Raw genomic sequence first — 15214 nt, 5'->3', positions numbered from 1 at the left:
TTAACGATAAAAACTACACAATAACTCTTTATACGTTGAATAAAATTTGTGAGGCTAGAAATTTGAAGCTTTCAGATTTTTTTAAATTAATTGATAAATAGCGTTTGCCATAAATCAAATACCACTGTAAAAGATGCCTAAGCATCTTTTTTTGTTTTAAGCACTTGTCAAATCGGGAGTAAAAGTTGTCAATTCAGGAGTAACCTTCTTTAGGATGCTGAAATATTTTTTATACAGTCTATTTTTGAGGAATGGAGTGGTATAAAATCATAGGAGCAATAGTAATTTGGTTAGTGGGGCTTTACCTAAGGGGTAGATTTTATGAATCATGGAAAGACTATAATAATGGCGGTTGGAAAATAAGGGAAGAGATAAGAAATAAGTTAAAAAACTCAATTAGTTTATTTTGTAATTAACTACTCCTGTTGATAACAATGTGTTTTCTTCAATTCTAGGGAGATTTACCATTAAATCAAATTCTTTTTACACATACCTTTTTAAAACCAGACAATAGATCCTTAATTGACAAAATCAATGTAGAAGTACAGATTCAGATCTACTTGATGATAGTCTTAGTACAATCACGTATCCCGCTAAAAATAACAAATAAAAAAAGGCGAGTCCCCCCGCCTTAAATGTTTTCACAACGGAATAATCCTTATTGTGAATTGCTTCAAAATTGTGTTACAATAATACAACAAAAGTTTTTGTTTTCAAATGATAAAAACCGTAAAATAAGTATTTTTTTTTTTGTTAAATTTAAACGGTTATTTTAGATAACAAGAAAAATCATTAAAAACACATATAATAATGAAGAAAATATTAGGATTGGATTTGGGGACAAATAGTATTGGATGGGCGTTGATAGAAGTTGACGAAAACAATTTCCCTATTCGCATTATTGCGATGGGTTCAAGAATTATTCCCTTATCATCAAATGATAAAGATGAATTTCAACGAGGTTTATCAATTACAAAAAACCAAAGTAGAACGGTTAGTCGTACCCAAAGAAAAGGTTATGACCGAAAACAATTGAAAAAAAGTGATGATTTTAAATACAGTTTAAGAAGAATATTAAATAAGTATAATATTTTCCCTTCGGAAGAATTATTAAAACTTCCAATGCTTGATTTGTGGAAGTTAAGAAGTGATGCTGTTAATCCTAATGAAAATATTTCTGCTGAGCAATTAGGACGTATTTTATATATGCTCAATCAAAAAAGAGGTTATAAATCTGCCAGAAGTGAAGCTAATGCCGATAAAAAAGACACGGATTATGTTCTGGCAGTGAAAGGACGTTATGCGCAGCTTAAAGATAGAAATCAGACTATTGGTCAGTATTTTTATGAAGAACTACATAATGCAAAAACGACCAATTCTTATTTCAGAACTAAAGAAGAAGTTTATCCGCGAGAAGCTTACATTGAAGAGTTCGATACAATCATTAATGCTCAAAAAAGCAAACACGATTTTCTTACTGACGAAGTTGTTCATCAATTAAGAAATGAAATAATTTATTTTCAAAGGAAACTAAAGTCTCAAAAAGGATTAGTAAGTATTTGTGAATTTGAAGGCTTTGAGAAAACTATTTTCGACAAGGAAAAAGACAAAAACAAAGTTGTGTTTGTTGGACCAAAAGTTGCCCCTAAAACTTCTCCTTTATTTCAACTGTGCCGTATTTGGGAAGTCGTGAATACAATTACTTTAAAAATAAAAAATCCTGAAGGAAGTAAATATAAATGGGGCGAGAAAATTCCAAATATAAAAGAAAAAGAGGCATTAGCCGATTATTTATTTAAAAATGAAACTTTAAGTTTCAATAAGCTTCTTGATATTTTAGAATTAAAAAAAGAAAATGTTTATGTAAATAAGCAAATTATTAAAGGCATAAAAGGAAATGAAACATATTCTGCTCTTCATCGTATTTTAGGAGATAATGAACTTCTAAAGTTTGATGTGTCTATCATTCCATCAAATCATACTTCAATGTTAGTGGATAAAAAAACTGGAGAAATTCTGGAAGAAAGAGCTGGTCTAGAACTTGATGTTTCGCTCGAGAAGGAGCCATTATATCAATTATGGCATACCATTTATTCTATAAAAGATTTAGATGAATGTAAAAATGCTTTAATTAAAAGATTTGGTTTTGATGATGAAATTGCAGAAAAGTTATCTCATCTTGATTTTAACAAACAGGCTTTCGGAAATAAATCAAATAAATCAATGAGAAAAATTCTTCCTTTTCTAATGGAAGGTTACAATTATTCTCAATCCTGCACTTTAGCTGGTTATAACCATTCTAATTCTTTGACCAAAGATGAAAGAGAACAACAAGTTACTTTAGACAAATTAGAACTTCTTCCAAAAAATAGTCTCAGACAACCAATTGTCGAAAAGATTTTAAATCAGATGATTAATGTGGTCAACGCGATCCTTGAAGAATACGGAAAGCCATCTGAAATAAGAATTGAACTTGCTCGGGAACTTAAACAAAGTAAAGACGAGCGACATGATGCTGATTTACAAAATTCCAAAAATAAAAAACTCAATGAAGAAATTGGTAAACGATTAACTGAATTGGGACTGCCTGTAACCAAGCGGTACATTCAAAAATATAAATTCATTTTTCCATCGCTTAGTAAAAGTTTGAAAGATGCTCAAGTAAACAATCAATGTATCTATTGTGGAGAAACATTTAATTTAACAGAAGCTTTAAGCGGTGATGCATACGATGTTGACCATATTGTACCAAAATCTTTATTGTTTGACGATTCGCAAACCAACAAAGTTTTAGTCCATAGAAAATGTAATTCTACAAAAACCAATCAAACCGCTTACGATTATATAGCTAGTAAAGGGGAAGAAGAAGTTCAGATATATTCAGCACGTGTTGATGATTGGTTCAAAAGGGGCATTATTTCTTATAGCAAAATGCAAAGATTAAAAGTTTCACATAAAGAATATCTGGAACGTAAAAGTTTAAATAAAGAAACAGAAACCGACAAGAAACTTTGGGAAAACTTCATCGACAGACAATTACGGGATACTCAATATATTTCTCGAAAATCAAAAGAAATTTTACAAAAAGTATGCAATAATGTAACTACAACAGAAGGTGGAGTTACCGCAAAACTTCGTGATTTATGGGGCTGGGATGATATTTTGATGAATCTGCAAATGCCTAAATACAAAGAACTCAGACAAACGGTCATCAAAGAATGGACAAGCGAACACGGTAAAAGAAAACATCAGAAAGAGGAAATCGAAAACTGGACTAAAAGGGATGACCATCGCCATCATGCCATTGACGCTTTAGTAATTGCCTGTACAAAACAAGGTTTTATTCAGCGAATAAATACTTTAAATTCCAGTGAGACAAAAGATTTGATGCAACAAGAAATTAATGAAGCAAAAAAACTTTTGGGAGAAAATTATAAAGATAAAGAATTCGAAAATAGCAATGAATTAGTAAAAAATCACAAAGGAAGATTATCCAAATTAGATGATTATTTGCGTTTACAGAAACCTATTAAATTCAACACAAAATATGTAGAAAAAGAAGCTGATAAAATTTTGATTTCTTTTAAAGCAGGTAAAAAAGTAGCTACAATTACCAAGTTTAAAGCAACAGGAAAAAATAAAGATACTGGCGTAATTGTTCCAAGAGGAGCATTGCACGAAGCCGGACTTTATGGAGTCAGAACTATATACTCTAAAGGTGGGATTGCAGAAAAACATATTATAAAAAAATACAAAGTTGGAGTTTCTGCACAAGACCACATTTTTACAGGAAAAGAATCTTATTCTGTTAAAAAAGATAAAAATGGGAATGAAAAAGTCGATGACAAAATAAAAGTAGTTTTAGACAGTATAGTTGATAGTAAAGTTAAAGAGATTGTTTTAAATAGGTTAAATTTCGGATTTAGCGATGGTGAAGATTATAAAAACAATGTCAAAAAAGCATTAAACAACTTTAAAAATCTTGATGAGTATCCATTATGGTATAATGAAAACAAAGGAATAAAGATTTTATCAATAAAATTAAAAACAGGTTTGAAAGATTCTGTTGTACCGCTTCGCTTGAATGAAAGTAATGAGGTTATAACTTTAGTGAAAACGGGAAACAATCATCATATTGCTATTTATGAAGATAAAAACAGTAAACCAGTTCAACACAGTTGTACATTTTGGCACGCTGTAGAAAGGAAAAAATATAATATTCCAGCAGTTATTAAGAAATCATCTGATGTTTGGAATCAATTATTAGATAAGGAACTTCCTGAATCTTTTTTAAATAATTTACCAGAAGATAACCTCAATTTAAAATTCAGTATGCAACAAAATGAAATGTTTGTTCTGGGTTTATCTCAAGAAGAATTTAAAGAAGCTATTGAAAATAATGATAAATCTTTATTAAGCAAATATTTGTATTTGGTTTGGAGTGTTTCTGAAAATAACTATTGGTTCAGGCATCATTTAGAAACTAAAAATTCTGATTTAAAGAAAACTGAAGGAGCTAAGGAAAGTAAAAGACTTTATAATATTAGAAGTGTGAGTTCTTTATTTTCTTTAAACCCTGTAAAAGTTAGATTAAACCATTTAGGAGAGATTACTAAAATAGGAGAATATTAGTTATGATAAAACGTACCCTTTTCTTCGGTAGCCCCGCATATTTGAGCACCAAAAATGAGCAAATAGTCATTTCTTATCCCGACAAGGAACAAGAAACCAAAACGGTAGCTATTGAAGATATTGGGGTGATTGTTTTAGAAAACCAGCAAATCACGATTACCAACGGTTTGCTAGAAAAACTAACCCATAACAATGTGGCATTAATCAATTGTGACCAATACCACTTGCCTATAGGTTTGTTAATGCCTTTGAGTGGGCATACAGAGCAAACAGAGCGTTTTAAAAACCAAATCAATGCTTCTGTGCCACTCAAAAAGAATTTATGGCAACAAACCATAAGCGTCAAAATCTCAAACCAAGCGGGATTACTCAAAGAAAAAGGAATCCCTTGCCGAAAAATGGAAATTTGGGCAAAAGAAGTCACCTCAGGAGATGCAGGTAATCACGAATCTAGAGCTGCTGTTTTTTACTGGCAAAATCTGATCAAAGTCGAAAATTTTACAAGAGGACAAAAAGGAGTACCACCCAATAACTTACTCAACTATGGCTATGCTATTTTGAGAGCGATTACTGCACGAGCCTTGGTAAGTTCTGGAATGTTGCCCACTTTAGGAATCTTCCACCGGAATAAATACAATGCCTATTGCTTGGCTGATGATATTATGGAACCCTATCGACCTTATGTGGACTTAATTGTTTGCCACATTATGGAAACCGAAGATTCGTATGAGGAACTGACTATCGAAATCAAAAAACAATTGTTAAGTATTGCCACTATTAATGTATTTATAGACGGAAAGAACAGTCCGCTGATGGTGGCAATGAGCAGAACGACACATTCCTTACACGAATGTTTTGAAGGAACAGCAAGGAAAATTTTATATCCTGTTTATGTATGACGAACATTACACGCGCTTAAACCAATATAGAAGTTTGTGGATATTAGTATTTTTTGATCTGCCCACTGAAACAAAAAAAGAACGTAAAATAGCTGGCTTGTTCCGAAAGCGGCTATTAGACGATGGCTTTTCTATGTTTCAATTTTCAATTTACATGCGATTTTGTGCCAGTCGAGAAAATGCGGAAGTACACACCAAAAGAATCAAAAACAGTTTGCCTGAACACGGAAAAATTGGTGTGATGCAAATCACAGACAAACAATTTGGAATGATGGAACTTTTTTATGGGAAGAAACCAGTAGAGCCTGAAAAACCATCGCAGCAATTAGAACTTTTTTAAACTAGGATTTAAAAAAAGGATATGCTTTTGAAGCTTAGTACAAAAATAATACTTTTTTTGGTTTTAAAAATAACTTATAACTACCAACATACCAGTTGATTAAATCGATGTATGTTGGGAATCATAAGTAAAAATACAATTTTGAAAGCAATTCACAACTAATCTGCCTTTTACAAATCTAATTTCCTTGTTGGGAATCATAAGTAAAAATACAATTTTGAAAGCAATTCACAACCCGCTCGTTAATAGCTTCAAAGCATTCTCGGTTGGGAATCATAAGTAAAAATACAATTTTGAAAGCAATTCACAACGGTAAAATACTGCCTCAGGCGATAGAGTTAGTTGGGAATCATAAGTAAAAATACAATTTTGAAAGCAATTCACAACCTCTTGAAATAGAGAAACGTTTTTGAATTGGTTGGGAATCATAAGTAAAAATACAATTTTGAAAGCAATTCACAACGTAAAATTAAACATTCAAAAGATTGAAGATGTTGGGAATCATAAGTAAAAATACAATTTTGAAAGCAATTCACAACTAGATGTTCATCTTCCTTAATAGCTAGTAAGTTGGGAATCATAAGTAAAAATACAATTTTGAAAGCAATTCACAACGGATATGGTGCTGCCACAACATCTGAATTTGTTGGGAATCATAAGTAAAAATACAATTTTGAAAGCAATTCACAACATAACGACCTTACCGAAAGTACAACCGCTCGTTGGGAATCATAAGTAAAAATACAATTTTGAAAGCAATTCACAACTTAGAACGTAAGAAAATATTATGTCTATTTGTTGGGAATCATAAGTAAAAATACAATTTTGAAAGCAATTCACAACCTGCCGATGACAATGGAGGTATAACATTAAGTTGGGAATCATAAGTAAAAATACAATTTTGAAAGCAATTCACAACTTACGGCGCGTAATCTCGCGGTAATGCTCGGTTGGGAATCATAAGTAAAAATACAATTTTGAAAGCAATTCACAACGTCATTGCGATATTACCGATAAGCTCGTTAGTTGGGAATCATAAGTAAAAATACAATTTTGAAAGCAATTCACAACCATAAGGCGCGTAGGCTGGTAAGTCGTATCGTTGGGAATCATAAGTAAAAATACAATTTTGAAAGCAATTCACAACTCGTACTCGCACGGCGTATTATTTAAAAAGTTGGGAATCATAAGTAAAAATACAATTTTGAAAGCAATTCACAACTCGTTGCTTACAGTGGTATCCCACCATGCCGTTGGGAATCATAAGTAAAAATACAATTTTGAAAGCAATTCACAACTATAGGTATTTCGTTATTTATTAGTCCCTCAGTTGGGAATCATAAGTAAAAATACAATTTTGAAAGCAATTCACAACAGAGTGTATAAGTTTCCTCATCGTAGGCTCGTTGGGAATCATAAGTAAAAATACAATTTTGAAAGCAATTCACAACTGGCAAACGCTCCTGCTCCTATCGTAGCTTGTTGGGAATCATAAGTAAAAATACAATTTTGAAAGCAATTCACAACTTTTTCTTCTTGTTTGTTTGCATAGTAGTTGTTGGGAATCATAAGTAAAAATACAATTTTGAAAGCAATTCACAACTCATTGCTTACAGTTGTATCCCACCATGCCGTTGGGAATCATAAGTAAAAATACAATTTTGAAAGCAATTCACAACCGTAACTTTATGGTAGAACCAATAATAAAGTTGGGAATCATAAGTAAAAATACAATTTTGAAAGCAATTCACAACGATACAACATAACTGCCGTTTACTATTGTGTTGGGAATCATAAGTAAAAATACAATTTTGAAAGCAATTCACAACTCAATTGAGTTAAATGTTAAAACCAATAAAGTTGGGAATCATAAGTAAAAATACAATTTTGAAAGCAATTCACAACAGACCGCGAAACAATTTATTTTCATAGAAGTTGGGAATCATAAGTAAAAATACAATTTTGAAAGCAATTCACAACAAGAGAGAAGTTACTTCGGCAGATGAAGCAGTTGGGAATCATAAGTAAAAATACAATTTTGAAAGCAATTCACAACTAGGCATTAGGCTTGATTTATAAATTGTTTGTTGGGAATCATAAGTAAAAATACAATTTTGAAAGCAATTCACAACTCATCCACATTCAACCCTAAAGACAATAAGTTGGGAATCATAAGTAAAAATACAATTTTGAAAGCAATTCACAACAGTAGAGACTTATTATTATAACCAACTCAAGTTGGGAATCATAAGTAAAAATACAATTTTGAAAGCAATTCACAACCGACGAAGGAGGTAATGGCAAGAAAGCATGTTGGGAATCATAAGTAAAAATACAATTTTGAAAGCAATTCACAACAAACTGGTCTTAGTTCTGGAGGCAATTCATGTTGGGAATCATAAGTAAAAATACAATTTTGAAAGCAATTCACAACGACGAACAATTGCGATTGATTTCGGAATTGGTTGGGAATCATAAGTAAAAATACAATTTTGAAAGCAATTCACAACTGGTAGATTTCTTTTGCCACAAGGACCAGGGTTGGGAATCATAAGTAAAAATACAATTTTGAAAGCAATTCACAACTTGGTATTTAGTTTTCAAATCATTCAAACCGTTGGGAATCATAAGTAAAAATACAATTTTGAAAGCAATTCACAACCATCACAATCGCTTTCAACGCATCAAAACTGTTGGGAATCATAAGTAAAAATACAATTTTGAAAGCAATTCACAACAAGAAAACAAAAAGGAATCACCCAGCAAGAGTTGGGAATCATAAGTAAAAATACAATTTTGAAAGCAATTCACAACCCGGTAGTGTCGTTAATGCGAATTAAGTAAGTTGGGAATCATAAGTAAAAATACAATTTTGAAAGCAATTCACAACTACCCGTAACAAACGGCTTAATGTTTTTAAGTTGGGAATCATAAGTAAAAATACAATTTTGAAAGCAATTCACAACCCATTGGCTCCAAGGTCGTTGATGGCAGAAGTTGGGAATCATAAGTAAAAATACAATTTTGAAAGCAATTCACAACAATGGCAAAATGATGATTAATGCCACACAGGTTGGGAATCATAAGTAAAAATACAATTTTGAAAGCAATTCACAACTATAGGAGGACTTAAAACTATAATTGAGTGTTGGGAATCATAAGTAAAAATACAATTTTGAAAGCAATTCACAACCTCAGTAAAAGAATATATCACTACAGATGAGTTGGGAATCATAAGTAAAAATACAATTTTGAAAGCAATTCACAACACTGACGATGATTTAAATCAAGCGTTACAAGTTGGGAATCATAAGTAAAAATACAATTTTGAAAGCAATTCACAACTTCCACCGCATACATTGTGTTTTCTATCGAGTTGGGAATCATAAGTAAAAATACAATTTTGAAAGCAATTCACAACGTTGGATGGATGTGGCCAACTCGGTTCCAGGTTGGGAATCATAAGTAAAAATACAATTTTGAAAGCAATTCACAACTCGGTATCTGATAGTAAGCTTTTGCCTGCTGTTGGGAATCATAAGTAAAAATACAATTTTGAAAGCAATTCACAACGTTGGATGGATGTGGCCAACTCGGTTCCAGGTTGGGAATCATAAGTAAAAATACAATTTTGAAAGCAATTCACAACATTCCGTGTTTCATATACCTTTTGTTTTTTGTTGGGAATCATAAGTAAAAATACAATTTTGAAAGCAATTCACAACCAAATCGTTTTACCAAAACAATTACTTGAGTTGGGAATCATAAGTAAAAATACAATTTTGAAAGCAATTCACAACGTAGAACGATTAAATTCTATAGGTTATGAAGTTGGGAATCATAAGTAAAAATACAATTTTGAAAGCAATTCACAACCTGAAATGTAGCGATTGTTATAAGCTGTTTGTTGGGAATCATAAGTAAAAATACAATTTTGAAAGCAATTCACAACCAGCCATTCTATCCTTATTGGCTTTTATTTGTTGGGAATCATAAGTAAAAATACAATTTTGAAAGCAATTCACAACTAAGCAAAACAAAGAATGGATTATTGTTTAGTTGGGAATCATAAGTAAAAATACAATTTTGAAAGCAATTCACAACTGTAAAGGGTAAAAGGTTCAACAGTTCCAGTTGGGAATCATAAGTAAAAATACAATTTTGAAAGCAATTCACAACAGTGTGGTTTTGTTATAAAACTTTTGTACTGTTGGGAATCATAAGTAAAAATACAATTTTGAAAGCAATTCACAACCAAGATCATGATAACATGAAAATAGTTTTAGTTGGGAATCATAAGTAAAAATACAATTTTGAAAGCAATTCACAACCTTCCACATGATATGATGAACTACATAAAAGTTGGGAATCATAAGTAAAAATACAATTTTGAAAGCAATTCACAACCCTCTTCGTCTTCATCCATAAAGAATCCTTGTTGGGAATCATAAGTAAAAATACAATTTTGAAAGCAATTCACAACTGTCGAGCTAGTGTTTTTGGTAATCCACCGTTGGGAATCATAAGTAAAAATACAATTTTGAAAGCAATTCACAACTAGTAGAGAGCCAATTTGACCAAGCTAGAGGTTGGGAATCATAAGTAAAAATACAATTTTGAAAGCAATTCACAACCCCGTTTTGGTTTGGGTTTTCTTAGCGTCTGTTGGGAATCATAAGTAAAAATACAATTTTGAAAGCAATTCACAACCTGAATGTGATAGCTTCTTCAACTGTTTTTGTTGGGAATCATAAGTAAAAATACAATTTTGAAAGCAATTCACAACCCACACGCAAAAGAAGGGTTAAAAGATACGGTTGGGAATCATAAGTAAAAATACAATTTTGAAAGCAATTCACAACAATTGTATATTTATTTCCACTTGGCCCTTCGTTGGGAATCATAAGTAAAAATACAATTTTGAAAGCAATTCACAACTGAAGTGCATCAATTATTAGATCGGCTCCAGTTGGGAATCATAAGTAAAAATACAATTTTGAAAGCAATTCACAACCTGAATTCATTAATTGAGGAAGCAGATTTGTTGGGAATCATAAGTAAAAATACAATTTTGAAAGCAATTCACAACACAAGGATTGTGATTTTATAGTATTCAATGTTGGGAATCATAAGTAAAAATACAATTTTGAAAGCAATTCACAACCAGAGGTTAGAAATGGAGCGAGAACCATGAGTTGGGAATCATAAGTAAAAATACAATTTTGAAAGCAATTCACAACGTATTGATGGTTTAAATCAAATCTAGAGCGTTGGGAATCATAAGTAAAAATACAATTTTGAAAGCAATTCACAACTTGCCGGTATCGGTCATTGAAAAAGATATAGTTGGGAATCATAAGTAAAAATACAATTTTGAAAGCAATTCACAACCTTTATACCTTGTGGACGAAAAGCGAAGCGTTGGGAATCATAAGTAAAAATACAATTTTGAAAGCAATTCACAACCTCTAGAGGTTGTGGCTTCGCCATTATTGGTTGGGAATCATAAGTAAAAATACAATTTTGAAAGCAATTCACAACTACCAATAAAAGATCAATATGTTGATGGCGTTGGGAATCATAAGTAAAAATACAATTTTGAAAGCAATTCACAACTACAATCAGTTTGTAAGTCTATTGGTGTCGGTTGGGAATCATAAGTAAAAATACAATTTTGCACTGATAACCATCGAATACCTTTAAAATGTATATCAAAAATGTTATAATGATGCAATACTAACGTGAGCGGACAGGTCACGACATGTCTGTTGGAAACCACAAGTAAATTACTAATTTTTTAACAGGATTCATTAGTAAGAAGTAAAATAGTATTTGGCGTTGTGACGGCTTGGTTTTTCTTTTATCATTTATTGCTACGATGCTTAACTGCTATATAGAATTAATGCTTAGTTAAAATAAACTAATTGGATTAATATAAGGATTCTCATATTTTTGTAACTTAAAAATTTAAAACGAGAATAGTATTATGAAAGATTTAGTAGCAAGAATTAACGCTGAAATGGAAAACTTCAAAACAGAATCAGAGGCACTTGTTGAAAAAGGAGTAAAAGCAGCTGGAGCTAGAGCTCGCAAATCAAGCTTAGTAATAGAAAAATTAGTAAAAGAATTCAGAAAAGTTTCTATTGAAGAATCTAAGAAATAATTATTTTTAATGGAACCTAAAAATGGGGTTTTACACCCCATTTTTTCAAGCTTCAATGCATCAACGATTCAACCTTTAACCCCCCTTAAACAATTTAAACCTACATCTGACTTCTGCTTCTGCCTTCTCACTAAATTAAACCTTTAAACCACCTTAAATTTTAAACCATTTAAACTACATCTCATTTCTCTCGTCTTCTGAATAATGATTTGATTATGGCGAATATTCGGTTATGTATTACAGTTATTACTTATACGTACTAAATATCCTTTTCTTGTTTTACTTTCAAATATTAGGAAAAGATTGTTCTGTAAATAAAACAGTAACAAGCTAACTTAAATGACCTTGATGTTAGTGTAATTTTTTTGAAAAAAATCAAAAAGTAAATTTTAAAATTAAGCTAGTAAAACTACCCTGATGGCCTACCTAATTGAATAAACATAATATGATAAAAAACTTTTTTCTTTCACTTTTTCTAGTTCCACTAGTTATTACGGCTCAAAATATAACTGATTTTAATAATGATTCAGCTGGTAATCGAGTCTTGGGGCAGATTTGTATAAGTTGCTCGGCTAAAAACATAAAACCTTTTAATGAACTAAAACAGGAGGATTTGCAAGTAATAGATAAAATCTCGTTCTATACTAATCCGGTCTCTCAAGAATTATATCTTACATGGAAAATAGAGGAGGACAAAAAAGTAGAGCAGATTCAATTGCTATCATCGGGAGGTAACGCTATGGTAACCTTTATGCGTATTAGTAATTGGCTTACGATGAGATTTCAGGGATATCCAAGCGGTCATTATTTTATAGTCTTTACCTATAGTAATGGTGATAACAAAACAATCAAAATTGTAAAGAAGTAGTGCGAGGTAACACAATTTTATTGGAGTTAGATGGTATAAGATATAAAAACTTCCTATCCTTTTTAATTTCCTTTCAAAGTTTTGTTGTTGGTATTTATGATTTAGGTATTAGATTTTAGTCATTAGGTTTTTATAAATTTGAGATTACTATTCACTTCTCACATTTTCAAATTTTAAATTCTCCCAATTTATCCACAAGCTTCATGACAGTATGCCCATGAAGAAACACTTAACTATAAACAATCTTAACCCACCACAACCTATACCTCACAACAATTCAACGATTAAACTTTTAAACAACTTTAAACTTTAAACCATTTAAAGCTAATACCTCACAACAATTAAACGATTCAACAAGTAAGGATAAAGAGGAAGATATTTATTGATTCAATGGAATTGGATTTCTTTTACTTCACTAATAGGAACGACTCTAACGCTTTTGATAGAATCGTTATACACAAAAATATAATCTGTAACCCTGCCAATAAAATAGTCTTTGTGATTTATAGTAGTATCTTGTTGTAAGGCATAGGTTTTATCGTTTAGGACAATTGTAAAATTAGGTTTATTTTTTTTAACAATAGCAGCTTCTAGATATGCTAGCTTGATCGTGTAGGCAAAGTACAAGAAAATTAACGCATAGTAAGTTATTCGACTTTGTTTTTGCATAATAGCAACTCCAAAAAGTAAGAAACTCGATATAAGTAATATATAAAAATCTGTCAGCTTTGTAGTTAACAAATAAGAAAGTAAGACTGTAAATAGGAACAAACCAGATAGGAGAATATTTGGCTTTATTTTTAATAATTGTGTGGTCTTGAAATTTAATACTAATTGAATAAACAAAAAGCCAATCAAAATAGAGAATGTTAACAGTTTTATATTGTTAGAATAAAAAACATATACAAAATCAATAGGGTTAAAATATAAAAAATATGAAATACCAAAATTTAAATAATAATGGCATAAATACAGATTACCATGAATAGGAATAATAACAATAAAAGATTTTAGTAATTCATCAAGAGAAAGATTGTTATTTATAGGTTCATCATTATAAAACCATTGTTTTATAGTGTCTTTTAAATTAAGGAAAAACCGTTTTGTTGGGTTTACTTTATCGTCCATAATTACACTTTAATTTTTTTTAATTTGTTTGAGTTAAATTAATTTGAAGAGAATAAGAAAAAAATATTGCTCTAAATATTGAAATTGTGAATTTTAAAGTTGCTTGGCTACAAAAAAACATACCAAATATAGTTTTTTTGTAGTTTTTGAGTTTGTATGTTCTTTACGTTATTCATAGCAAAAAAAACAATTCGAGTTCATGTAACATCTTAAATACCTCATGACTCATGTCGTTTACAACAGTTTAAAAATTAAACAATTAGGATTTAAGATTTAGGAATTGGGTATTGGGATTTGGAATTCAGGATTTTGGAATTCAGGAATTTGGAATGTAAGATTCAACAATCACCTGATTCAACAATAAACCTTTAAACCACCTTAAACCTTAAACCATTTAAACCTACTGAACGCATCTCACTTCTACCTTCTCACGAAAGTAAACCTTTAAACAACCTTAAACCTTAAACAACTTTAAACAATTTAAACCCCCTTAAACCTTAAACCATTTAAACCTACTGAACGCATCTCACTTCTACCTTCTCACGAAAGTAAACCTTTAAACAACCTTAAACCTTAAACAACTTTAAACAATTTAAACCCCCTTAAACCTTAAACCATTTAAACCTACTGAACGCATCTCACTTCTACCTTCTCACGAAAGTAAACCTTTAAACAACCTTAAACCTTAAACAACTTTAAACAATTTAAACCCCCTTAAACCTTAAACCATTTAAACCTACTGAACGCATCTCACTTCTACCTTCTCATGAAAGTAAACCTTTAAACCACCTTAAACTTTAAACAACCTTAAACTTTAAACCACCTTAAACTTTAAACCACCTTAAACTTTAAACAACTTTAAACTTTAAACAACTTTAAACTTTAAACAATTTAAACTTTAAACCACCTTAAACTTTAAACTTTAAACAATTTAAACCTTTAAACCACCTTAAACTTTAAACAACTTTAAACTTTAAACCATCTTAAACTTTAAACTTTAAACAACTTTAAACTTTAAACCATCTTAAACTTTAAACTTTAAACAACTTTAAACTTTAAACCATCTTAAACTTTAAACTTTAAACAATTTAAACCTTTAAACCACCTTAAACTTTAAACTTTAAACTTTAAACAACTTTAAACTTTAAACAATTTAAACCTTTAAACCACCTTAAACTTTAAAC

7 protein-coding genes and 1 CRISPR repeat array are annotated in these 15214 nt (G+C 30.8%); of the genes, 6 read left to right on the top strand and 1 reads right to left on the bottom strand.

Annotated features, from left to right (window positions below; translation table 11 throughout):
• From FLB_RS14545 to FLB_RS05140, 6 genes are all read left to right on the top strand, one after another.
• Positions 1-101: helix-turn-helix domain-containing protein (locus FLB_RS14545; RefSeq protein WP_410503412.1), on the top strand; the 101-nt coding region annotated here is incomplete at its 5' end.
• Between the two features lie 709 nt (positions 102-810).
• Positions 811-4632, top strand: coding sequence for a type II CRISPR RNA-guided endonuclease Cas9 (cas9, locus tag FLB_RS05160; RefSeq protein ID WP_064714907.1), 3822 nt, complete (start codon positions 811-813; stop codon positions 4630-4632).
• Between the two features lie 2 nt (positions 4633-4634).
• Positions 4635-5531 (top strand): type II CRISPR-associated endonuclease Cas1, encoded by an 897-nt coding sequence (gene cas1 / locus FLB_RS05155; protein WP_064714906.1) that lies wholly within the window; start codon positions 4635-4637, stop codon positions 5529-5531.
• Positions 5524-5871 carry a CRISPR-associated endonuclease Cas2 gene (gene cas2, locus FLB_RS05150; RefSeq protein ID WP_064714905.1) on the top strand — a complete coding sequence of 116 codons (348 nt, stop codon included), beginning with the start codon at positions 5524-5526 and terminating at the stop codon, positions 5869-5871. The genes cas1 and cas2 overlap by 8 nt, the downstream gene beginning before the upstream one ends.
• A 113-nt stretch (positions 5872-5984) precedes the next feature.
• A CRISPR array of direct repeats spans positions 5985-11487; the repeat unit is 46 nt; unit sequence GTTGGGAATCATAAGTAAAAATACAATTTTGAAAGCAATTCACAAC.
• 370 nt (positions 11488-11857) lie between these two features.
• Positions 11858-12034, top strand: coding sequence for a histone H1 (locus FLB_RS05145; RefSeq protein ID WP_064714904.1), 177 nt, complete (start codon positions 11858-11860; stop codon positions 12032-12034).
• 445 nt (positions 12035-12479) lie between these two features.
• The gene (locus tag FLB_RS05140) at positions 12480-12902 is read left to right on the top strand and encodes a T9SS type A sorting domain-containing protein (protein ID WP_064714903.1); all 423 of its coding nucleotides are present in this window, start codon (positions 12480-12482) and stop codon (positions 12900-12902) included.
• A gap of 387 nt (positions 12903-13289) precedes the next feature.
• Here FLB_RS05140 and FLB_RS05135 read toward each other — a convergent pair whose 3' ends face one another.
• Positions 13290-14030 (bottom strand): hypothetical protein, encoded by a 741-nt coding sequence (locus FLB_RS05135; protein ID WP_064714902.1) that lies wholly within the window; start codon positions 14028-14030, stop codon positions 13290-13292.
• Between the last annotated feature and the right edge of the window lie 1184 nt (positions 14031-15214).

Origin of the sequence: Flavobacterium succinicans (assembly GCF_001662485.1) — a bacterium.
Classification (GTDB): Bacteria; Bacteroidota; Bacteroidia; order Flavobacteriales; family Flavobacteriaceae; genus Flavobacterium; species Flavobacterium succinicans_A.
This window is presented reverse-complemented; position numbering and strand designations above follow the sequence as displayed.